The organism is Yokenella regensburgei, assembly GCF_051486985.1.
In the GTDB taxonomy this organism is placed as follows: domain Bacteria; phylum Pseudomonadota; class Gammaproteobacteria; order Enterobacterales; family Enterobacteriaceae; genus CBFFRJ01.
This window is the reverse complement of record NZ_JAHVDV010000010.1, coordinates 46,238-67,701: the sequence shown is the minus strand read 5'-3', so window position 1 is coordinate 67,701 and position 21,464 is coordinate 46,238. Positions and strand designations below refer to the sequence as shown.

Annotated in this window: 21 protein-coding genes; 2 read left to right on the top strand and 19 right to left on the bottom strand. The window is 52.0% G+C overall.

Translation table 11 applies throughout. From position 1 onward, the window contains the following. Window positions 1-10: 10 nt before the first annotated feature. The 3 genes from tyrR to KXR87_RS09420 form a co-directional block, all read right to left on the bottom strand. Entirely contained in the window at window positions 11-1,552 is a 1,542-nt protein-coding gene (gene tyrR / locus KXR87_RS09430; RefSeq protein ID WP_437432007.1) for a transcriptional regulator TyrR, read from the bottom strand. A gap of 142 nt (window positions 1,553-1,694) precedes the next feature. Next, a complete protein-coding gene (locus KXR87_RS09425; protein WP_437432006.1) occupies window positions 1,695-2,744 on the bottom strand; it encodes a TIGR01620 family protein in 1,050 nt (349 codons plus the stop codon). Continuing rightward, window positions 2,741-4,138, bottom strand: coding sequence for a YcjX family protein (locus tag KXR87_RS09420; RefSeq protein WP_437432005.1), 1,398 nt, complete (start codon window positions 4,136-4,138; stop codon window positions 2,741-2,743). Before KXR87_RS09420 ends, KXR87_RS09425 begins: the two co-directional genes overlap by 4 nt. 150 nt (window positions 4,139-4,288) lie before the next feature. On the opposite strand from KXR87_RS09420, the gene KXR87_RS09415 reads away from it, so the two are divergent. After that, entirely contained in the window at window positions 4,289-5,296 is a 1,008-nt protein-coding gene (locus KXR87_RS09415) for a LacI family DNA-binding transcriptional regulator (protein ID WP_437432004.1), read from the top strand. A 32-nt stretch (window positions 5,297-5,328) separates the two neighbouring features. Here the strand turns inward: KXR87_RS09415 and KXR87_RS09410 are convergent, their stop codons facing one another. The 16 genes from KXR87_RS09410 to pspA form a co-directional block, all read right to left on the bottom strand. Continuing rightward, window positions 5,329-6,240 (bottom strand): OmpG family monomeric porin, encoded by a 912-nt coding sequence (locus KXR87_RS09410; RefSeq protein ID WP_437432003.1) that lies wholly within the window; start codon window positions 6,238-6,240, stop codon window positions 5,329-5,331. 68 nt (window positions 6,241-6,308) lie between these two features. Further along, complete coding sequence (locus tag KXR87_RS09405) at window positions 6,309-7,391, bottom strand: ABC transporter ATP-binding protein (RefSeq protein ID WP_437432002.1); 1,083 nt, start codon at window positions 7,389-7,391, stop codon at window positions 6,309-6,311. 10 nt (window positions 7,392-7,401) lie between these two features. Beyond that, a complete protein-coding gene (gene pgmB / locus KXR87_RS09400; RefSeq protein ID WP_437432001.1) occupies window positions 7,402-8,070 on the bottom strand; it encodes a beta-phosphoglucomutase in 669 nt (222 codons plus the stop codon). Further along, window positions 8,067-10,346: a glycoside hydrolase family 65 protein gene (locus KXR87_RS09395; protein WP_437432000.1), complete on the bottom strand. Its 2,280-nt coding sequence runs from the start codon at window positions 10,344-10,346 to the stop codon at window positions 8,067-8,069. Before KXR87_RS09395 ends, pgmB begins: the two co-directional genes overlap by 4 nt. Continuing rightward, the gene (locus KXR87_RS09390) at window positions 10,343-11,398 is read right to left on the bottom strand and encodes a Gfo/Idh/MocA family protein (protein ID WP_437431999.1); all 1,056 of its coding nucleotides are present in this window, start codon (window positions 11,396-11,398) and stop codon (window positions 10,343-10,345) included. Before KXR87_RS09390 ends, KXR87_RS09395 begins: the two co-directional genes overlap by 4 nt. A gap of 10 nt (window positions 11,399-11,408) precedes the next feature. Beyond that, window positions 11,409-12,197: a sugar phosphate isomerase/epimerase family protein gene (locus KXR87_RS09385; protein ID WP_437431998.1), complete on the bottom strand. Its 789-nt coding sequence runs from the start codon at window positions 12,195-12,197 to the stop codon at window positions 11,409-11,411. A gap of 17 nt (window positions 12,198-12,214) precedes the next feature. Then, window positions 12,215-13,267 (bottom strand): zinc-dependent alcohol dehydrogenase, encoded by a 1,053-nt coding sequence (locus tag KXR87_RS09380; RefSeq protein WP_437431997.1) that lies wholly within the window; start codon window positions 13,265-13,267, stop codon window positions 12,215-12,217. Window positions 13,268-13,295: 28 nt separating this feature from the next. Next, window positions 13,296-14,138, bottom strand: coding sequence for a carbohydrate ABC transporter permease (locus tag KXR87_RS09375; protein ID WP_437431996.1), 843 nt, complete (start codon window positions 14,136-14,138; stop codon window positions 13,296-13,298). Next, window positions 14,125-15,006: a carbohydrate ABC transporter permease gene (locus KXR87_RS09370; protein WP_437431995.1), complete on the bottom strand. Its 882-nt coding sequence runs from the start codon at window positions 15,004-15,006 to the stop codon at window positions 14,125-14,127. Before KXR87_RS09370 ends, KXR87_RS09375 begins: the two co-directional genes overlap by 14 nt. A 20-nt stretch (window positions 15,007-15,026) precedes the next feature. Continuing rightward, window positions 15,027-16,319 carry an ABC transporter substrate-binding protein gene (locus KXR87_RS09365; RefSeq protein WP_437431994.1) on the bottom strand — a complete coding sequence of 431 codons (1,293 nt, stop codon included), beginning with the start codon at window positions 16,317-16,319 and terminating at the stop codon, window positions 15,027-15,029. 16 nt (window positions 16,320-16,335) lie between these two features. Next, window positions 16,336-18,042, bottom strand: a complete 1,707-nt coding sequence (locus KXR87_RS09360; protein WP_437431993.1) for a sugar phosphorylase — start codon at window positions 18,040-18,042, stop codon at window positions 16,336-16,338. A gap of 260 nt (window positions 18,043-18,302) precedes the next feature. After that, a complete protein-coding gene (gene pspE, locus KXR87_RS09355) occupies window positions 18,303-18,617 on the bottom strand; it encodes a thiosulfate sulfurtransferase PspE (protein ID WP_437431992.1) in 315 nt (104 codons plus the stop codon). A gap of 94 nt (window positions 18,618-18,711) precedes the next feature. After that, window positions 18,712-18,933 (bottom strand): phage shock protein PspD, encoded by a 222-nt coding sequence (pspD, locus tag KXR87_RS09350; RefSeq protein WP_437432070.1) that lies wholly within the window; start codon window positions 18,931-18,933, stop codon window positions 18,712-18,714. A gap of 14 nt (window positions 18,934-18,947) precedes the next feature. Next, window positions 18,948-19,307, bottom strand: coding sequence for an envelope stress response membrane protein PspC (gene pspC, locus KXR87_RS09345; RefSeq protein WP_437431991.1), 360 nt, complete (start codon window positions 19,305-19,307; stop codon window positions 18,948-18,950). After that, window positions 19,307-19,531 carry an envelope stress response membrane protein PspB gene (pspB, locus tag KXR87_RS09340; protein WP_437431990.1) on the bottom strand — a complete coding sequence of 75 codons (225 nt, stop codon included), beginning with the start codon at window positions 19,529-19,531 and terminating at the stop codon, window positions 19,307-19,309. The genes pspC and pspB overlap by 1 nt, the downstream gene beginning before the upstream one ends. A 56-nt stretch (window positions 19,532-19,587) precedes the next feature. Continuing rightward, on the bottom strand, window positions 19,588-20,256 hold the full coding sequence (gene pspA, locus KXR87_RS09335; protein WP_437431989.1) for a phage shock protein PspA: 669 nt from the start codon (window positions 20,254-20,256) through the stop codon (window positions 19,588-19,590). Between the two features lie 167 nt (window positions 20,257-20,423). Here pspA and pspF point away from each other — a divergent pair, with 167 nt between their 5' ends. Beyond that, window positions 20,424-21,407 carry a phage shock protein operon transcriptional activator gene (gene pspF / locus KXR87_RS09330; RefSeq protein ID WP_437431988.1) on the top strand — a complete coding sequence of 328 codons (984 nt, stop codon included), beginning with the start codon at window positions 20,424-20,426 and terminating at the stop codon, window positions 21,405-21,407. The last annotated feature ends 57 nt before the right edge of the window (window positions 21,408-21,464 follow it).

Here is a 21,464-nt window from a genome sequence, read left to right as displayed (position 1 = left end):
GGGCACAGTTTTACTCCTCGCCCTTCTTCTGACTTAAGCCATATTCCCGCAGCTTATTGGCAATCGCCGTATGCGACACGCCCAGACGTTTTGCCAGTTTACGCGTGCTTGGGAAATTACTGTAAAGCTGAATAAGGACCGAGCGCTCAAAGCGACTGGTTATCTCATCCAGCGTGCCTTCCATCGCCTCCTCGCCGACGGCCAGGGTCGCGGCATCGTAATCCGGTAACAGGATGTCCTGGGGTCGCAGTTCATAGCCTTCGAGCTGGGTCAGCGCACGGTAGACAGCGTTCTTCAGCTGACGAACGTTACCCGGCCAGTTATAACGGCTCAGGACCTGATTCAGTTCATGCGCAAGTTTCGGACGCGGTACGCCCTGCTCATCAGCAAAACGGGCCACAAACAGCTCCGTCAGCGGCATGATGTCCTGCGGACGGTCACGCAGAGGCGGTAAATTGAGGGTCAGGACATTCAGACGGTAATAGAGATCTTCGCGGAACACCCCTTTTTGCACGAGATCCACCAGATTACGCTGGGTCGCGCAAATCACGCGCACATCAACGTGGACTTCATGATCTTCACCTACCCGGCGGAAGGTCCCGTCATTCAGGAAACGCAGTAGTTTAACCTGCATCCGCGGTGACATTTCACCGATCTCATCAAGCAGCACGGAACCACCGTTTGCCTGCTCAAAGAATCCCTTTTTGCCTTCCGGCGCATGACCAAAAAGCTCGCTTTCAACAGCATCTTCCGGAATTGAGGCGCAGTTCAGGGCGAGATAGGGTTTTGCCGCGCGCGGGCTGGCGAGGTGGCAGGCATGGGCAAGCAGATCTTTTCCGGTACCGGTATCGCCTACAATGAGCAAAGGCGCAGTAAGATTGGCCAGCTTACGGGCCTGCTCAAGTACCTGACGCATCCTTGGGCTGACCGCCACAATCTGGCTGAAAGCGCTCAGATCCTGCTGAGAAAGGTTCTGCAACTGGCGACCCATCCTGGCGGTAGAACGCAGCATCACCACCGCACCTGTAAGTACGGATTCACCGGTTTCCCCTTCCAGGTGCACCGGGGTTATCTCCATCAGGAAGTTCTGCCCATTAATCGCGACATGCTCGCTCTGGGAGAGGTGAGGATTGCTTTCAAGCCAACGGGTAAAGTTAAAACCCGAGATAAGCTGTGTGGCGTTAAAGTTGCGCAGCTTATCCTGATCCTGACCAAACAACTGGCTGCTGGCGGGGTTAGCCAGTTCGATTTTACTTTTCATGTCCAGCGACAGTACCGGCTCCGGTAAGGCTTCAAGTACCGCACTCATGGCGCGGTGCTCACGTTCGGAGGGCATCCAGAGGACTGTGCGCACATCAGTGACGCCAGGGATGCGCCGGATTTCAGCCATTAAACTGCTGAATGCATCAAAGGCCAGCGCCGCGAAATTAAGGTAGATTCGCCCGATAGGATCGATCTCAATGCCACGTAAGTCGATACCGCGTAACACCAGTAAATCAAGGAGTTCGCGAGTCAGACCCAGCCGGTCTTCACAAAATACTTCAAGACGCATGGAAATTTCACCCTACATTAACCACTGATGCCGCGATGATATGTCAGTTACAGGCTGGCAGGAAGATGTCTGTCAACAAATATTGACAGTTTGCTGGAAAAACGGGCGCTGCGCCGTAAAGTGAAATGGGCAGCGCCGCGGCTTATGTACTCTTACTCTTCTGTAACGTCTCTTTGACCTGCACGATAAGCTCGCGCCGGAAATCGCCCAGACGCGGTTTATCATCGTCCATCCAGGGAAGCGGTCGGCAGAGCTCCATGGCTTTAATACCCAGCCGTGCGGTGAGTAATCCGGCACCGATCCCCTGCGCAGCACGGGCAGATAATCGTGCAGCCAGATCCTGCGACATCCAGTCCAGTCCCACCTCACGCACCATCTCACTGGCACCCGCAAAAGCAATGTTCAGCAGTACCAGGCGGAACAATCGCAGTCGGCTGTAGTAGCCAAGTTCAATGCCGTAAAGCGCAGCAATACGGTTGATGAGGCGTAAATTACGCCAGGCAATAAATGCCATGTCGACCAGCGCCAGCGGGCTGACGGCAATCATCATGGTTGACTCAGCGGCCGAACGACTGATTTCCCGCCGTGCCTGACTGTCGAGCACCGGCTGAACAAGATGGGCATAAAGCGAGACGACTTCACGATCGTTCTGGGTTTCATGGATAGCGGCATACCAGCGTTGCAGTGCCGGGTGAGCATGATCGATACCCGCCTGGCGCGCCAGATGTTCACAAAAAGCACGTCCTTTTCCGCTCCCATGACTATGAAGCAGTTCGCGGGCGTCATCCCGCGCATGCGCCCGCTGGCGTAAACGCCACAGGCGTCGCCACTCCGTTGCAATGGAACCCGCCCCGGCGCCGATGATCAATGCCCCGGCGGCACATCCTCCCATCGCCACCCAGTCCTGCGTCTGCCAGGCATTTATTGCCCACTGCACCCCCTGCCCGACGACGCTTGCCCCCAGCAATGCCACACCGGCAAAGACCATTTTGCGCCACAGGCTGCGTTTGGGGCGAAGCGCAGAGGCAACGATGGCCTCAGCCGGCCCCTCTTCCGATCTCTCTTCAGCGCGAACGGGAGAAAAATGTTCAGCCTGCTCCGCCCCAAAAGTCTGTGCGGCCTTAAACTGGACATGGCTTTCTTCTTCCAGCGGTCCGGCAAAATCAATACGCGGTTTTAGTGGTTCGGTCATCGCAATTTATCTCCCAGTAAAAACTCCAGCGCGGCATCCAGCCGGATATGCGGCAACGGTTTATCCACGTCCAGCGCCTGAGGACGGAAGGATTCAAACTGAAAACCCTGTTTATCCCAGAACGCCTGACCCGGTAGTCTGGCGGGTACTTCGCCGGGATAAACCGTTAGCGGTTCGCCATCGCTGAGGCGGTGACCGCGAAGCGCCGGGATCTTTTCACCGTTCACATCAATCAGACCGCTTTGGGTGGCCTGCACCGAGGCCAGCCCCACACACTCCATGCGAATACCTTCAAAGGCCGCGTTTTGCCAGGCATCCTGAATCAGTTGCTGCAGCAGTGACACCATGTTGCCATGCTGATCCACCGTCACGTGATCGGCTTTGGTCGCTGCAAACAGCAGCCTGTCTATCACGGGAGAAAACAGTCGCCTGAAGAGGGTACGCTGACCGTAATGGAAGCTTTGCATCAGCTGCGTAAGCGCCAGACGCATATCATTAAAGGCCTGGGGGCCACTGTTCAGCGGCTGCAGGCAGTCCACCAGCACAATCTGACGGTCAAACCGTAAGAAGTGGTTTTTATAAAAATCTTTCACCACGTGTTCGCAGTAGTAATTGAAACGTTCACGCAACATGCCGACGTTGGTCTGTTTTCCTGCCTGCGCCAGCCTGGCTTCCCCACTGCCCTCCACGTCCGGCCACGGGAAAAACTGCAGAGCGGGCGCGCCGGCCATCTCCCCCGGCAGCACAAAACGGCCGGGCTGAATGAAATGAAGCCCTTCCCGTTTGCACTGGTGCAGATAATCAGTCCAGGCGGCAGCAATCTCAGCGAGTCGGTTTTCATCAGCTGGGGCCAGCGGATCTAAGCCGTTAGCCAGTTCCCGCCACGCTGCTGACCAGTCGCTACGCGGCCCCTGCAGCAGGCCGGTCATCTGCCTTGACCAGCTTAAATAGTCCTGAGCCAGCATCGGCAGATCCAGCAGCCATTCGCCAGGGTAATCCACAATTTCGAGATATAACGTGGAAGTATCTTTGAAGTGGCGAAGCAGCGAATCCTGCTGGCGAAAACGCAGTGCGAGGCGAATTTCGCTCACACCGCGCGTGGGGGTCGGCCATGCGGGCGGCGTACCGTAGAGCTGCGCCAGGCCTTCGTCGTAAGTAAAACGTGGAATACCAAAATCCCGCTGCGGCACGCGCTTCACACCCAGCAGTCGCTCTTCGCGAACGGCGCTAAGTAAAGGCAACCTCGCCCCGGCGTGAAGGGTTAATAACTGATTAACCATCGCCGTAATAAAGGCCGTTTTCCCGCTTCGGCTAAGACCGGTGACTGCCAGCCGCAAATGACGGTCCATGCCCCGGTTGACGAGCGCACTCAGTTCATTTTTAAATCGCTTCATTGCCATCCCGTTATGCCTGAAGTTCGCAAAAATTATAACCTACAGGGTAAGATATTGGGTCAGGTTGCTGATAATCAATTAACTTGTGTTGTCATCCCCAATCTAACTTCTTAAGATATGCGGCATTAGCTTCTGCGGGGTTCAAGGATTATGTCACCAACCATTTATGATATTGCACGTATTGCAGGCGTATCAAAATCGACGGTATCGCGGGTTCTCAATAAGCAAACCAATATTTCACCAGAAGCCCGTGAAAAAGTGCTGCGCGCAATAGACGAACTACAATATCAGCCCAATAAATTAGCCCGCGCCCTGACATCTTCAGGCTTCGATGCCATAATGGTCATCTCCACCCGCTCGGCAAAAACCACCGCAGGCAATCCTTTTTTCTCTGAAGTGCTGCACGCTATTATGGCTAAAGCTGAGGAGAAGGGCTTTGACGTCATATTACAAACCTCCCGAAGTACCGAAGATGATCTGCAGAAATGCGAGAGTAAAATTAAGCAAAAAATGATTAAAGGCATTATTCTGCTTAGCTCACCGGCTGATGAATCTTTTTTTGCCAGACTTGATAAATATGAAGTTCCTGTTGTTGTCATCGGCAAAGTTGAAGGCGAGTACCAGCACGTATATTCAGTCGATACTGACAATTATCAGGACAGTATTATTCTGACAAACACCCTGATTGAGAGCGGCCATCGAAAAATTGCCTGTCTGCATGCGCCTTTGAATTATCATGTTTCGGTGGATCGGGTAAATGGTTATAAAGCAAGCCTCAAAGCCCATGTTCTTTCAATAAATGATGACTGGATAATGGATGGCGGTTATACCCACGAAAGCGCTATGGTCGCGGCAAATAAATTGCTTAGTCTTCCTGAGCTACCCGATGCGGTATTCGCTACTGATGGATTAAAACTGGTGAGTTTATACAAAGTGGCGGCGGATAAAAAAATCAACATACCTAAACAACTTGCCGTTGTCGGTTATGGTAATGAGATGCTCTCCTTCATCCTGAATCCTCCACCTGGGGGAATTGAAATCCCCACGCAAGCGCTCGGCGTAAAAAGTTGCGAAACCTTATTCCAGCTTATTGCCGGCAAGCTCACCCAGAAAAACACGATTATTGACACCCACATTTTTCTATCGCAATCAATTTAAGCGCAAAGGCGCCCAGAGGGCGCCACGGTTTATCAGAATGCGTAGTTAATTCCCACTCCCGCATAATGGAACTTATCGCTATCCCCTTCATCATGGTGCTGCCATTCGAAGGCGTATTCAAGTGAGGCAGAAAAGCCGTTCTGAAAGTCGTACGCGTAGAGCAGTCCGACCCTGTTAAAATCATGGCCTTCACGCTCTATATCATCCCGCCAGTCCCAGTTAGACCAACGGTCAAGCCCAATGCGTCCATAGGGCGTTATTGTTGAGTTGCCTAATGAGACTGGAACATAGGCGCGGATCTCCTGGGTTGAGAATTCACCATTATTTTTTGAGTCATCCATGTTAAAACCACGTTCAAAATAATAATTTGTGGTGACCGAGACGGTTTCATTTATTTTATATGAAAAACCCATCTCGCCTTCCAGGCGACTATCGGCATAACCGGTTTTATCTAAATCATTGGCAAAACGGTACATGGAAAGCCAGCCACTAAAACGCCACTCATCATTAATTTTTGCATCCCAGTCAGGCTGAATTTTCCAGCGTTGCATATTTGCTGTTCCTGCATCAGCGCCGTGCTCATCTTTGAAATGATAACCGTAGTTACGCACGCCGCCCGTTAAACCGAAAGCAAAATCCTCGCTTTCGGTAAACTGATACCGAACTTCCAGTTCCGGTCGATCAAACCAGCTGCCTCGTGTACCACTGCTGTAATCAACAGGCCCCTCCTGATAATAAGCCAGCGCGATTTTCCAGGGGCCGGTGGACGCATTAAACCAGATGGAGGGCTCATACAGACCATCCATGTCTTCGGCGTAACCCTCGACGTTTTCTATTTCATACATGGCACCGATATTAAAATGCCAGTCATTGTTTTCTGCAGCCTGTACGCAGGCCATTCCCGCGCACATGACCAGCGCAGTAGAGGACAATAATTTTTTCATTTTTATTCCTTGTTAAATCACTAAAAAATGCACCTCACTCCGAAAACAGGCGTTTGTGGAGTGTGAAATTATTGAATTGCAATCTCGGACTCAGCATCAAAGAAATGGCTTTTTTCCATATCAAAATGAATCTGAATAGTATCCCCCGCATGAAAATCATTCATTGCACCGGCACGAACAACCAGTTCGTGCCCCCCAACAGTGGTATAAAGCATAAATTCTGCACCCGTTAATTCGGCAACACTTATTTTTGCTATCACACCTTGAACATTATCTTGCCGAGGATGAATATCCTCGGGACGAATACCCATGATTACGGCTTTATGTTCATATCCGCGCGTCTTTAATGCACTCAGCATGGATGACGGAATTGTTAATTTAAGGGTTTCCGTAACAAACTGGTCTGCATCAATCGTGCCGCGAATAAAGTTCATTGCGGGTGAGCCAATAAAACCTGCGACAAAAATATTTGCCGGGTGATTATAAACGTCTTTAGGTGCACCAACCTGCTGAATAATACAGGCCTTCATGATGACAATGCGCGTCGCCATGGTCATGGCTTCGGTTTGATCATGGGTAACATAAATCATGGTGGTGTTAAGCTTCTGATGAAGCTTGCTGATTTCCGCCCGCATCTGCACTCGCAGTTTGGCATCGAGGTTGGACAGAGGTTCATCCATCAGGAATACCCCCGCTTCACGGACAATCGCCCGCCCCAGCGCCACACGCTGACGTTGACCACCGGAGAGCGCACCGGGCTTACGCTTCAGGTAGTCACGTAGCCCCAGGATTTGCGCTGCCCAGTTAACCCGCTCGTCAATGACTTGCTGGCTGATTTTCTGCATCTTCAGGCCAAAAGCCATGTTGTCGTAGACGGACATATGCGGATATAACGCATAATTCTGAAACACCATCGCAATATTGCGTGATTTGGCCGGTACATCATTCATTCGCTTACCATCTATCAGTAAATCGCCGCCGCTGATCTCTTCGAGCCCGGCAATCATGCGCAATGTGGTTGATTTTCCGCAGCCTGACGGCCCGACAAAAACAATAAATTCTTTGTCTTCAATTTCCAGATTGAAGTCTTTCACGACCTGTACCTGGTTATCGTATATTTTTTGAATATGTTGCAAAGAAAGCTGTGCCATATTGAATCCCTTACTTGTCGTTTTGCCAGAAAGCCGATAAGCGCGGCCACGTCAGTAATTCGGTCCCTGAAAGCAGTAAATCTGCATGAATGAGCCCCCGGCCAATCCCCACGGAACGCATGCCACAGGCATTAATAGCGTCGATCCCTGCCTGCGCATCCTCTACCCCGATACAGTCACGTGGATCCACCCCAAGGCCTTTGCAGGCGGCGAGAAAAATTTCTGGATCCGGTTTCGAATGGCTGATTTGAGCTGCATCGGCGCAAAAATCGAAATAAGTGTCGAGTTCCAGGGCCTGCACAATCGCAGGCGCATTGAGCGATACCGACGCCAGAGCAGTCGGGATCGTTAACGCTTTTAAGGTGGAGAGCAGTTCACGAATACCGGGCAGTACCGACTGCGCCGTTAATTGCCTGAGCGACCCGACATAGAGGCTGTTTTTGCGGGCAGCAAGAGCGGCCCTTGCCTCCTCGCTAAATGCACTCTCCTTAGCGCCGTACTGCAGGATGCGTCTGAGTGATTCGCTGCGACTGATCCCTTTTAGGGTGTCGTTAAATGCTTCATCTATCTCAATGCCGATATCGCCGGCAATTTGCCGCCATGCAGAAAAATGCAGGTGTGCGGTATCGGTAATGACACCGTCCAGATCAAAAATAATGGCCTGTGGTTGCTTTTTCATTCGTCTCCCCTCCATGTGGTAGCGGTCCCATTATCAAGCGAAAAAAATGCGCGTTGAATGACAGTATCCCCCCTTTGGAGGATGCGTTTTTTTCCCTCGACCCAAAGATGCACTACCGCCCCGGCGTTAATCCGTATCTCCGTTTCATTTATGGTGATGAGCAGATCGCTGTTCTGCCAGCAAAGAGGGAACCTCAGACTCTGCCAGTGCACCGGTAAAACCGGATCCACATGCAGCTCACCGTGGCGTACGCTCACTCCGGCAAATCCCTGGATTGCCCCCAGCCAGATAGCGCCGGTTGCAGCAGCATGAATACCGTCATCACAACTGTGCGGATCGACACCAAGATCGATAAGTGCCCCCTCCTGCCAGAATCTGTAGCTCATCTCACGCTCCTGACAGCGTGCGGCCACAATGCCGTGAATCGCTTTGCTCAGCGACGAGTCATGAATAGTTCGCGGTTCATAAAAACGCAGATTCGCAAGGCACGCCTGTCGGCTAAACTGCTCGGGCAACATGTAGGCCAGCATGACCACATCCGCCTGCTTCAGGATCTGCATCTCATTGACTTCAGACCGTGAATAATCCAGTAAAATGGTCTGCTTGCCGGCGTTCGCTTTATATTTCGCCAGGTCAATGGTGGGCTTGCTGAGGAAGGCGTCATCCTGAGGCAGGATCCCATCCTCCCCTGGCTCGGGTCGCCACAGGTGCTGTAAAAAGTGCCCGGCGCGGTGGATAAAGGCTTCGTCACTGCACTTCAGAAAGCGCGCGAACCAGAGTGCCTGCTCGACGTTGTAGTAAGCCATGTAGTTGGTAAACGCATTATTGTTCACATGCTCAGTGTATTCATCCGGGCCAATAACATCGTGGATCTCCAGCCGCCCCTTCACCATTACGGCACGACTGATCCAGAACATCGCCGTCTCCAGCAGTAGCGCCATTCCCTCATGAGCCATAAAGCCCATATCGCCGGTGGCATGCCAGTAACTCACCACGGCCCACGCGATGTCGGCCACGAGATGGTGTTCCGCCTGCGCTGAGGCCACTTTCTGCCGCAGCCCGGTGCGGATGTTAATGGCGGCGAACTCAGGCGTCTCTTCTTCACCACTACGCGCACTCTCCCACGGAAACAGTGCCCCCTGCCAGCCATTGCGACGGGCTTTTTCCCGGGCCTGAGACAAATTATGCCAGCGGTAGCGCAGCAGGCGTCGGGCGATATCCGGGCGGGTAAACAGGTGAAACGGCAGCAGAAACACCTCGGTATCCCAGAAAACATGACCTTTGTACCCTTCCCCCGTCAGCCCCTTAGCCCCTATGCTGCTGCGTTCATCGTGAGCTGGGGTCATGGCCCGAAGCTGGTAAAGCGCAAAATCCAGCGCCTGCTGATCCCGGGTGGCGGCGACGCTGGTCACCTCTACGCGACTGCGTTTCCACCACTCACCCCAGTTGTTAGCAGATTCCTCCAGCAACGCGTCGTAACCCTGCTGCACACTGGCTTCAAGTTTTGCCAGCGACTGTTTACCCCAGGTCTCAACTGAGACCAGACGCTCCTCTGTCCACGTAATCCAGTTGATCTTCTGCAGGGTGATACGCTGCCCGGCCCGTGCATGCACGCTGTTGTGCTGCAGCAGACGGCGCTCCTTTGCGGTAAAACTACGCTGGACGTCGCCATCGAGATGGCAATAAGAGGAGATGGCGACATCGTTTCGTCCGTCCTGGGTGCGGTAAATGCCCTGTAAAAGATGTTGACCAAAGACCCGCACCTGCACTTCATCAAGATGCTGGCGACCATGATTGGTCATGGTGGCATCGATTCCGGTGGTGATTGATATGCTGGCATCCGCATCCAGAGGGGTTATGGACACCTCCAGTGCCAGTAAGGGCAGCTTCTCAACCGAGGCAAAGCGCCGACTTTCCAGCGCAAACCTTGCCCCGTCTGGCGATTGCCAGATTACCGCGCGTGACAGTTCCCCGGTGGCGACATCTAACTCTCGCCGCCAGCTTTCAATAACACCGCGTTGCAGGGAAAAAACCTCGCCATTAAGGGTAAGTTCCATCCCCACCACGTCCGGGAGATTGACCAGTTCGGTGCTTTCATCCTGACCTGCCCGGTGGTAAAGACCAGCCAGATACATTCCGCGTGTCTGCTGAGTGTAGGCTTCTTCATGAGTAGCACGGATGCCCATATAGCCATTACCCGTGGTCATCAACGAGGCATATTTATTAAGACTGTGGAGGCAAAAGGCCGGCTCAGTCAGCTTTACTGGCTTATTCATAATTCCACATATCTTCCTGTTTCAGCGGACTGATAAAGCGCGGCTACCAACTGCTGGATAAGGAAGCCTTGCTCCGCATCAGCCAGCGCAATGGGTTCGCCGTAAAGGTGATCGACAAAGGCTTTCATACTTTGAAAATGGCGATTATCGTCCGCCGCCTCGCGCTGAAACTGCACGTCCAGTTGCCCGTCGTTGTCGGTATAGATTTGAAGGGGAAATAACGTTGCGCCCGCTTTTTCACCACAAAAGTTCACGTTCATGATGGACTGCTCAGGAATATTGAGCGCGAATGAGGTTTCAAGGCGCAGAATGCCGCCATTGCGAAATTCAATAGTGCCGAATAAGGCATCTTCCACGGAGTAAGCGGCGGGGTCCCACTCACCAAACTGCCCGCTTTTCTTGCGTGTGCCTATTTTTTGAAAACTGTGGGCGTAAACGCCTTTTACCGCCGGGAATCCCAGCACATACAGGGCGGCATCCAGCATATGAATACCAATATCAATGAGCGGGCCTCCCCCCTGTAACGCTTTACTGGTAAACACGCCCCAGCCAGGTACGCCACATCGACGCAAGGCACGGGCGTTCGTCACGTAGATTTCACCCAGTGCACCATCCATTACCTTTTCACGCAGTATTCGCGTATCCAGCGCAAAACGGTGATGGAAGTCATAAGCGAGAACCTTATTCATCCGTCGCGCGGTATTACGCATCTCCAGCGCTTCGTCGGGTGACATAGCCGGTGGCTTCTCGCACATGACGTGGCAACCAGCTTTTAAGGCCTGCATGACGTGTTCATAGTGAAAACGATTAGGGGAACAGACGCTGACGATGTCCGGCTTCGCCTCAAGTAGCATCGCCTGAACATCGTCCCGGATCAGTGGTATTCCGTATTTGTGCGCGAAAGCCTGGGCCTGCTCCAGACGGCTGTCACAGACAGCCACCAGTTGCAGATCCGCACGTGTGCTGTAGTAAGAAGCATGAACCTTATCCGCCACCTGCCCGGCGCCGATAATGGCGACGCGCAGCGGCGAAGTTATCGTTGCACTTTTCACGGGATCCCTCTTAGCAGGTACGCAGCCAGGCCAGCGACTGACGATACGCTTCGGCGGGGTTATCCGCTCTTACGCGACCTTCGTAGACCACGTACCCCTGATAGTTATCCTGACGCAACTGGTCAAAGAGTGCGCTGAAATTCAGCGAGCCGCTACCCGGCTGATAACGATGGTTATCCGCAATGTGCACATGGCCGAGCAGATCGCGGTTTTCATGCAGCGCCTGCGCTATATCGTCCTCTTCAATGTTCATATGGTAGAAATCACCGATGATCTGCACGTGTTGCAGCTGGTTTTCCACGATATAGCGGCGCGCGTCAGCGAGGGTGTTGATCATATGGTCCTGGTAGCGGTTGAGCGGTTCCAGATAGACCACCGTTCCGGTGCGTTCTGCGACCTTATCCAGGTAGATCAGCGAGTCGCTGATCGCTTTACGATCGCCTGCCAGACTCCGGGGTGACGTCATTGGCGGCAGGCGGAAAGTAAACATGCCCCAGGCGGCGGGTACGACGATGCCTTTACCGCCTGCTTCCGCCAGTGCTTCAAGGATGCGGGTTATTTGCTGTAAACCGTTAAGACGACGCTCTTCAATAAAATCGCCAATCCAGCCGTCATAGCCGCCACAGGCGGTGGTCACCGGCAGGCCGGTTTGGGCTATTGCCGCTTTCACCTCTTCCAGGTGATTGACCAGGAGCTTGCCATCAATTTCAAAGCCATCAAATCCCATTGCCTTGATATAACGAAACTTCTCCAGAATATTTTCCGGAAAAAAGGCCTGGTTCTGTGTTCCAATTTTCATCTTCTGCATTCCTTTGGTTAAAACGTGACGCCCATTTTGATGCTCAGCTCCGGGTGCTGGTCGACATACTGCATGTAGCTTTCCGGGCTATTGGCGAAAGGAACGACGGGATCGATTATCTCGTCGCAATCGAGGTAGCCGTTCATCAATAGCTCCCAACAGGCCTCTTCAATGCGCTTGCGGCTCCAGCGTGGATAGTCCGGGTTAGGTTCGCTGCACGCACGCGAGAAGACGATTCTGGCGTTATTGAAGTGCGCTTCACGACCCAGGTTGAAGCCTTCCGTGAAGGGTTTGGCAAAGGCAACGTAGGAGATGGTGCCGCCGTAGGCCAGGCCGCGCAGCGCCGACTGCAGCGCATCCGTGTGACCACTGGTTTCGATGATTACATCGGCACCCTGCCGCTGGGTCAGCTTCTTGATTTCCATACCCACGTCGGTGCCGATCGGATTGAGACAGACGTCGGCGCCATGACGGCAGGCAATATCACAACGATGGCTAATCGGATCGACGCCAATCACAACAGAGGCGCCAGCTTTTTTCGCCAGCTGTACCGCAATCTGGCCGATGGCCCCCAGCCCCACAATAACCACGAAATCGCCAACGCGGACGTTGGCATCACGCACGCCGCTCATGGCAAACTGCGCCGGATCGTAGCAAACAGCATTTTTCCAGCTGCTGCCCGCTGGCATCTTGCGCAGCTTGTAGTTGTTGACGGCATTAATAATGACGGTTTCAGAGAGCGGGCCGTAACCGCAAACAGAATCGCCCACGACATAATCCGTGACGTCACTGCCGCATTCGATAATGTCTCCCACCACCATGTTGCCAAGCTGGAATTGACCAAACTCAATCCCGCGCGGCGCGCCTTCAGGACGAGGCATAAACATCTGCCACTCGGCGTTGAAATCCTCATTAATAAATGGGCTGGCAGCGCGAAAATCGACCACCTCGGTGCCGTGCTTCGGCGCACCGAAGCGCACACGGATCCTCACTTCGTTGGCTGAAAGCGCGCGATCTTCATACTCCACCAGCGCAGCAACACGCGGTTCTACGGCAACTAACTTTTTCATTTATCACTCCTTGATTAAACTGGCCGCTTCAGCCCTTCACGCCGCCTGCGGTCAAGCCACTCTTAATAAAACGTTCGGAAAGCGCATACATAATGACGACCGGCAGGGCCGTCACCAGCGACGCCGCCATCATGCGTCCCCAGATATAGTCCGGCGTGCTGAACAGCGCGTTCAGGCCGACCGGCAGGGTGAAATTGCTGGCGCTGGAAAGGAAAATCGACGCAAACAGATAGTCATTCCAGGCCACCATAAAGCAGTAAACAAAAACCGAAACCAGACCGGACATTGCCAGTGGAACGGTGATGCGAAAGATGATCTGCAAGCGGCTTAATCCATCCATCATTGCCGCCTCCTCTATCTCTTCCGGAATGGTGTCGAAGTAGCTTTTCAGCATAAAAACGGCAGTGGGTAGCGTTTGGGTGATCATGGTGACGATCAGCGCCATTTCGGTATCATAAATTCCCAGCGCGGTGATGATTTTGAACAACGGCACTACCAACAGGATGCCGGAGAACATATACACCGTGTAAAAGCTGGCATTAATAGTCATCCGCCCTTTAAAACGCAGGCGGGATAAGGCATATGCCCCCAGCACGCCGAGAAATACCGCGACAAATGACGACACCACGGAGACGACCATGCTGTTACGGAAATAATCGACAAACGGAAAAATCAACGGATTGAAAATGTCGATATAGTGCTCCAGCGTCCACTGCTGTGGCAGCAGCGTGGGATGCAGTGAAATCGCCTCTTTCGCGCTCTTAAACGACGTCATCAGCATCACAAAGAAGGGAAACAGCGTGATGAACAGAAAGACGAAGAGACCGCAATAGAAGCCAGTGCGTCTGAGCGCGCGTTTATTTGTTGCCATAGAGGTTCACCCGTTTTCTGGTCAGCAGGATAACAGCGAAAATAATGACGAAGAGCACAACTGAAATCGCCGCGGCCTTACCTAAGTCATTAAATGCAAACGCCGTTTTATAGAGATAGACCCCGAGAATATCGACTTTGGTGGTAAGCAGATAAACATCGGCGAACATATAGAACATCCAGATGGTACGAAGCGTTACCACCGTAGCCAGCACCGGCATAATGGCGGGCAAAGTCACGATACGAAAACGCTGCCATGCGTTGGCACCATCCATCTCAGCGGCTTCATACAGGGATTTATCAATCGTCTGCAAAATAGCCAGAAAGGAGATAAAGGCGTACGGGAAATAGCGCCAGATGGCAAACAGCACTACCAGCACAAAACTGCTGCCGGGATTATCAAACCATAGCGGCGCCTGATCGTAGAGATGAAGCAGGTCGACGCCGAGATAGTTCACAATACCGTAGCCGTTGTTAAACATGTACTTCCAGGCAAACACCAGTGAAATAGAAGGCGTTACGTACGAGAGGATTACCAGCGAGCGCGCCGTTTTTCGCATACGGAACTCGCGGTTAAAAAACATCGCCACGCCTAATCCCAGTACGGTACTCCCTGCCACGACAAGCGCGGTATACCAGAGCGTCATCCACAACGAGTGCCAGAATCCCGGGTCGGAGAGGATGCGGATATAGTTGCTCAATCCCACAAACGTCGATTCGATGCGCGGATTCAGCGGCAGACGTAAAAAACTGATTTCGATATTGGATATCATTGGCCAGACCACCAGCCCGCCAAGCAACAGCAAGCTGGGCGCCAGCAGCAGCATGGCGAATGGCATATCAGATCGACCAGAAAAGAACCTGTTCATCACGGTTTCCCACTTTCCCATTAGCGCTGTTCAACGAGGTCATCCAGTTTTTTCTGGCTTGCCTTGAGAGTCGTTGAAAGATCGGCTTTGCCTACCGTGACGTTATGCACCAGGGTGCTCACGACACCCGATCCGGTCACATCGCCCATGCGGGTAAAGTTTTTATCGCCGACGGCGCCAAACACCTGGATGTTAGGCAGCTCAGCAATCAACTGGTTTGGCAGATCACCCAGGGCTTTGATGACGTCGTTATCTTTCCAGGTCACGGTATCGACCACCGCTTTATTGACCGGCAGCGCTGCGCCCGGCGACATCATCACCCAGTCGGCGATGTTGTCTGCCTGCTCCATAAAGGCGACAAATTTCTCTGCGGCATCCGTCTCATCCTGTTTCTGGCCCGCGGTGATGGTGAGTGAGGTCAGCATGCCGTAAACGGCGGAGCTCTTTTCGGTGGGAACCATAAATCCGACGTTTTGCGGATCGCCTTCTTTAATCACGGCAGGCAGGATGTAGGTGGAATAGATGGCCATGGGTGCGGTGCCGTTCATGAAAGCGTCTTTCACTTCCATGATGTCGTTAGACCCCGGCATCGTATAGGCCGCCAGTGATCGGTAATAATCCAGCGCCTCGGTCATCTCCTGGGTATTTAGGGTGATTTTACCCTGCGCATCAAAGACGTTGGCATGGTTCGATAACGCAAACTGCGAGAAGGACTGTTCGGTCAGTACGCTCTCTGCCGTCGGCAGGGCAATGCCGTATTTTTTATGGGCCGGGTCGTTAAGCTTCTGCGCGGCCTCCAGTAACTGCTGCCAGTTATTCGGCTTCTCCAGACCGGCTTTTTCCAGAACATCTTTGCGATACCAGATGCCCCCAATCCAGGCGCTGACCGGGACGCCGGTCCAGGCAGTACCATCTTCAGTTCGGACAATACGCAGCACGCCGTCATAGAAGGCATTCTCCCCTACCGTACCAATCACTCTTCCCACCGCCTCTCTGTCGATAAGTGCCTCTTTATCCATCACCTTTGCGTAGTCATGGCTGGTTTCAATGACTTCGGGTAAGGATCCACTGCGCGCAAGCGTGATGACTTTAGTGTTATAGGCATCCTCTTCAACCGGCACCTGTTTGACGCTAATTTCAGGATTCTCTTTTTCGAAGCGGGCAATTAATTGAGAAATGACGGCCTGGCGCTCCTGTTCTACAGAAGAGTGCATAAATTCAATTGAGACATGAGATTTTTTATCTTCCTTGCATCCAGATAACAGAGCGCAGGAAACCAGTGCTGAGATCAGCACAACGTGAGTTTTAAGCATGAGAATTTCCTTTTTATTATTTAATCCACATAACCTGCCAGGGGTGCAGCGTTAATTCTTCATCAGAAAGCGTCGTTTCGCTCAACAAATCAAACCCGGCACCAATATCAACACGACATATCTGACGTTGACTGCTCACATTAAATAAGGCGATAAGCTTCTCGCCTGTTTCCGCAGTGCGTATAATTTGCAAGACGGCAGGCGCGATATCATTAATTTCAAAATGGCTGTCAGGGTGAAAGGCTTTATTATCACGCCGGATAACAATCAGGCGTGCCAGCGCATTATAAACCCGAGAGCGCAGCGTATCCAAATCCATTAATTCTGCTTCAATCGCATCGCTTTGATATTTTTTGCGGTTAATTGCCCGGTTATAACCCAGTTGCTCCACACCATTATAATCGTTGCGTGAACCCAACATACTTTGAATATAAACTGCTGGTACGCCAGGAAAGCTGAGTAACAGTGCATGAGCAAGATAAAATCGCGCGAATCGTTCGTCATCACTGGCATCCCGCGGGCTTAACGCGTCCATATAGGTCACATTAATTTCATAGGGGCTTCGGCTACCGTCCGGATTGTTTTTCCAGTTAACCAATGCCCCCTGCTGTTGTAACTCGGCAACCAGTTTGACTATTTCCTCTTCCGGTAAGAGGCCACGCAGTGGATTAAGTCCAATTCCATCGTGTGATGCCAGAAAGTTAAACCAGGTGGTGTCGGTTGAAGGCAGTTTGAGCGTCTGCGCCCACTGGCATAATGAGGAGACATTCTGCCGCTGTACCGCATGAAGCACTAAAGGTGGAAGGGAAAACTGGTAAACCATCTGTGCTTCATCCCGGCCATTACCAAAGTACGAAATATTATCTTTATGCGGGACGTTCGTTTCCGTAATGATAACCGTACCCGGTGCGACATCGTCAGCAATGGCGCGGAATAACTTTATCAGTTGATGGGTCTGTTCAAGGTGGATACAGGATGTTCCCGGCGCTTTCCACATGAACCCTACGGCATCGAGACGCACATAATCAGCCCCTTTTTCAAGGTAGCTTAACAGCACATCCACCATTGCCAGCAGGACATTGGGGTTTGCGTAATTCAGGTCTATCTGATCATCGCTGAAGGTTGTCCACACGTAGCGCGTGGATTTGTCTTTAAAAGTAAAAGGCGTCAGAAGAGGTAAAGTGCGGGGGCGCGTTACGCCGCTGAGATCAATTGTTGGGTCGTGAGTGATAAAAAAATTTTCAAATTCAGTCTCCTGGTTTAAGTATTTTTTGAACCATTCACTTTTAGCCGACATATGATTACAGACGAAATCAAACATCAGCTTACTGGATTTATTCAGTTCCTCAATATCATCCCACCCGCCGGTTTCCAAAGCGACCTGATGATAATCTATAACTGAGAAACCGTCGTCTGACGACCACGGATAAAAAGGCAGCAGATGCACATGCGAAAAAATAGCCTGCAGCCACTGACGATAAAACTGGTTGAATGTCGCAAGCGGTTTCTGATCCTGTTCATGGAATTGATCGGCATAGGTGATAAGAACGACATCACTCTCATCCCAATGCCCTTTTCGTCTTTTAGAAATATTTTTACGTGATGCATTTAATCGGCTGTTAAGCGCATCGAAATGCGCGGAAGTAAATGCTTCGCCATAGACCTGATTTAAACATCCTTTTATTTTTGGATTCATTTCGCCTTTCCGTGGTAGCGGTCCCATGCGCAGCGAGATTACTCTTCGTAAAATACACTGTCAATCAGCCAACAGGGGTTACCCGCTGAGAAAATAAGGTTTCTAGCTGGAAAAATGCGTATTTGTGAGCTGCTGCAAAATAAATAGAAATGTGATGAAATTGTTATCTTCCCGGCGATGAGGGATACCTTTTACCACCGATTATTTCAGGCTAAATCATTCAGGCAGGGCGTGTTGTGCGGTTATTCAGCGTGGTGCCCGGGGGCCAGGTACCACGCCGTAAAGTATTATTGAGATTTAATGGTGGGCATATTTAGCTGGTTCATGCCGCCTTTGTTAATGACATGCTGATAACCTAACTGCTGCAATTTTTCCTGCGCCAGCGTCGCCTGACGACCAGAATTGCAGTAAAGATAAAGGGTGTCATCGCGGGACAGGGAGTGAACCTGTCCGGCCTGAATATCCTTTAAGGGGATATTAACCGCGCCCTGAATGTGCTCCTGTTGAAACTGTTCCGGCACCCGAACATCGACCCACTGTTCAGCGGCAAAGGCCTGCGTGCTGCTGGCAAAGGTAATGGCAATTAGCATCTGTTTTAACATTTTTCTTTCCTTAGTTTGATTAACTCCCTGGAGAACTATACGCCTTTCACGCCGCCATTTTTGTCTCGGCTGGCGCAAATCTGCTGGCGCGTCTTTATTTGTTAAAACGTCGGGAAATTTTGCCCGCAGCCCGGTTCAGTAACGGTTCCAGAGCGAACGCCAGCAGTAACTTAACCGGGCGGCGGGCAACGGATTTCACCGCCCAACCCGCCACCCCTGCCGGGCCGAAACGCAGCGCCGCCAGGAGGGCCATTTTGCCGACGAGTTTCACGCCCGGTTTCATCTTTTGCGCTGTCTGTTGCCATTTCGCCATGATGCGATACCTCTTGGTTAAAGCTGTCGAAAGCGACTTCTCAGTGAAAACGTATCGGAAGTGACATAACGTTCCATCTCCCGAAGCCGCTGCTCACCGCTCTTTAATTCATTATCGACCCTTTCTAATAGCTCGCCGCTGGTGGGAGCATTTTCTTCTTCGGTAAAATGCGCCGGCATAGGATCGAGTACAAAGGTCATGATGATATAAACCACCAGCACCGGGAAAAAGAGCCCAAACAGCATCGCCAGCACGGTTATCAGGCGAATCAGTTTAACCGGCACGTCCAGGTAATGGGCGACACCAGCACAAACGCCTTTGACCATGCCCTGCTGTGGAATGCGCCAAAGTTTTTTATTTAATGGTAATCCTGCCATCAGCGATCTCTCCAGTTGGGGTGCTCCGCATCGAGAATGTCTTCCAGCGCCTGAATGCGTTCGCGCATGCGCCTTGCGTCATCGGTCAGTTGAACCAGGCGCTGCTGCTCACCTTGAGACAGCTGGCCCTGAGCTGAGCGATTGTTGTAATGCAGCCATAGCCAGACCGGTAGAACAAACAGGACGAAAAGCGTCAGGGGAATGGCCAGAAAAAGCGCGCTCATGTGTACTCCTTACAGGGAATGATGGGGCGGCATCTCCCGATGCCGCACAAAAAATATTACTGGTTATCCTGTTTCATTCTTGCTTTGAGCTGTGCCAGTTGTTCACTGATTTCATCGTCAGCCTTCAGTTCAGAAAACTGTTGATCCAGCGATTTTTGTTTACCAAAACCGTGACTTTCCGCTTCAGCTTCCATCTGATCGATACGGCGTTCGAAAGATTCAAAGCGTGCCATCGCTTCATCAATTTTGCCGCTGTCAAGCTGACGGCGAACGTCGCGAGAAGAGTTTGCCGCCTGATGACGGAGCGTCAGTGCCTGCTGGCGTGCACGGGTTTCGCTGAGTTTATTTTCCAGCTCACCAATCTCTTTTTTCATGCGCGTCAGGGTTTCATCTACCAGCGTCACTTCCTGTTCGAGCGTGTCGATGATAGCGACCACTTTTTGTTTCTCGATAAGCGCGGCGCGGGCCAGATCGTCTTTATCTTTACGCAGCGCCAGTTCGGCTTTCTCCTGCCACTCGGCCTGTTGCGCATTCGCCTGCTCAATGCGGCGGGTAAGCTGCTTTTTCTCCGCCAGCGCGCGGGCTGAGGTAGAACGTACTTCCACCAGCGTGTCTTCCATTTCCTGGATCATTAAACGCACCAGCTTCTGCGGATCTTCCGCTTTCTCCAGCAGTGAGTTGATGTTGGCGTTCACGATGTCGGCAAAACGAGAAAAAATACCCATAATTGATTCCTCTTGATTTCTGTCATTGGGCGATGCCCTGCTATCTGGTTAATACAACCTTCGTGCCAACTTTTTAATTGTTTGATTTTATTAGATAAGCAATATTTTACCGTTGCGGCTTTATAAGCTACAGTGGTGAATAACGCTAACTAGTGGTGAAATTCATCATGCCTGAACAGAAAGATAATCTCCTCGGCGAAGCCAACAGTTTTCTTGAAGTCCTTGAACAGGTCTCCCGTCTGGCACCTCTCGACAAACCCGTGCTGGTCATCGGCGAGCGGGGCACCGGAAAAGAGTTGATAGCGAATCGCCTGCACTACCTCTCTTCCCGCTGGCAAGGGCCGTTTATTTCGCTCAATTGTGCTGCACTCAATGAGAATCTGCTTGATACCGAGCTTTTCGGTCATGAAGCAGGTGCCTTCACTGGCGCGCAGAAACGCCATCCGGGTCGCTTCGAACGTGCCGATGGCGGCACGCTGTTTCTCGATGAGCTGGCGACCGCACCCATGCTGGTACAGGAAAAACTTCTGCGTGTCATTGAATACGGCGAACTTGAACGTGTGGGCGGAAGCCAGCCGTTGCAGGTTAACGTGCGGCTGGTGTGCGCCACCAATGCCGATTTGCCTGAAATGGTCTATAAAGGCACGTTTCGCGCCGACCTTCTCGACAGACTGGCGTTCGATGTGGTTCAGCTTCCCCCGTTGCGTCAGCGGCAAAGCGACATCATGCTGTTGGCGGATCATTTCGCCATTCAGATGTGCCGTGAGTTGAAATTGCCGCTCTTTCCGGGCTTCACTGACCGCGCTCAACAGACCCTCCTGCAGCACCGCTGGCCGGGCAATATCCGGGAGCTAAAAAACGTGGTTGAACGTTCTGTTTATCGTCATGGCACCAGCGAGCACCCGCTGGACGACATCATCATTGACCCATTTAACCGCCAGCCTGCCCGCGAGCGACAGGAATCAGAAAAACAGCGTTCATCCCTCCCGGCGTTTCCGCTTGATTTGCGGTCCTTTCAGCTTCATCAGGAAAAGTCGCTGCTTACTGAGAGTCTGCAACAGGCAAAATTTAACCAGAAGCGGGCCGCTGAACTGTTAGGACTTACCTATCATCAGTTTCGTGCCCTGCTGAAAAAACACCAGATCAGCTGAAATCGTCGACAATAGCAGCAGTCGTTTTCAGACTTTTGTACGTAGCCCTGGCAAGTG

Coding starts and splice junctions, on each gene's coding strand:
- pspE (WP_437431992.1), bottom strand. CDS start 18,617: ATGTTAAAACAGATGCTAATTGCCATTACCTTTGCCAGCAGCACGCAG.
- KXR87_RS09375 (WP_437431996.1), bottom strand. CDS start 14,138: ATGGCAACAAATAAACGCGCGCTCAGACGCACTGGCTTCTATTGCGGT.
- KXR87_RS09365 (WP_437431994.1), bottom strand. CDS start 16,319: ATGCTTAAAACTCACGTTGTGCTGATCTCAGCACTGGTTTCCTGCGCT.
- KXR87_RS09370 (WP_437431995.1), bottom strand. CDS start 15,006: ATGAACAGGTTCTTTTCTGGTCGATCTGATATGCCATTCGCCATGCTG.
- pspA (WP_437431989.1), bottom strand. CDS start 20,256: ATGGGTATTTTTTCTCGTTTTGCCGACATCGTGAACGCCAACATCAAC.
- KXR87_RS09420 (WP_437432005.1), bottom strand. CDS start 4,138: ATGAAGCGATTTAAAAATGAACTGAGTGCGCTCGTCAACCGGGGCATG.
- KXR87_RS09410 (WP_437432003.1), bottom strand. CDS start 6,240: ATGAAAAAATTATTGTCCTCTACTGCGCTGGTCATGTGCGCGGGAATG.
- KXR87_RS09380 (WP_437431997.1), bottom strand. CDS start 13,267: ATGAAAAAGTTAGTTGCCGTAGAACCGCGTGTTGCTGCGCTGGTGGAG.
- KXR87_RS09415 (WP_437432004.1), top strand. CDS start 4,289: ATGTCACCAACCATTTATGATATTGCACGTATTGCAGGCGTATCAAAA.
- KXR87_RS09395 (WP_437432000.1), bottom strand. CDS start 10,346: ATGAATAAGCCAGTAAAGCTGACTGAGCCGGCCTTTTGCCTCCACAGT.
- KXR87_RS09425 (WP_437432006.1), bottom strand. CDS start 2,744: ATGACCGAACCACTAAAACCGCGTATTGATTTTGCCGGACCGCTGGAA.
- pspB (WP_437431990.1), bottom strand. CDS start 19,531: ATGAGCGCGCTTTTTCTGGCCATTCCCCTGACGCTTTTCGTCCTGTTT.
- pspC (WP_437431991.1), bottom strand. CDS start 19,307: ATGGCAGGATTACCATTAAATAAAAAACTTTGGCGCATTCCACAGCAG.
- pgmB (WP_437432001.1), bottom strand. CDS start 8,070: ATGAAAAAGCAACCACAGGCCATTATTTTTGATCTGGACGGTGTCATT.
- KXR87_RS09385 (WP_437431998.1), bottom strand. CDS start 12,197: ATGAAAATTGGAACACAGAACCAGGCCTTTTTTCCGGAAAATATTCTG.
- tyrR (WP_437432007.1), bottom strand. CDS start 1,552: ATGCGTCTTGAAGTATTTTGTGAAGACCGGCTGGGTCTGACTCGCGAA.
- pspF (WP_437431988.1), top strand. CDS start 20,424: ATGCCTGAACAGAAAGATAATCTCCTCGGCGAAGCCAACAGTTTTCTT.
- KXR87_RS09405 (WP_437432002.1), bottom strand. CDS start 7,391: ATGGCACAGCTTTCTTTGCAACATATTCAAAAAATATACGATAACCAG.
- KXR87_RS09360 (WP_437431993.1), bottom strand. CDS start 18,042: ATGGGACCGCTACCACGGAAAGGCGAAATGAATCCAAAAATAAAAGGA.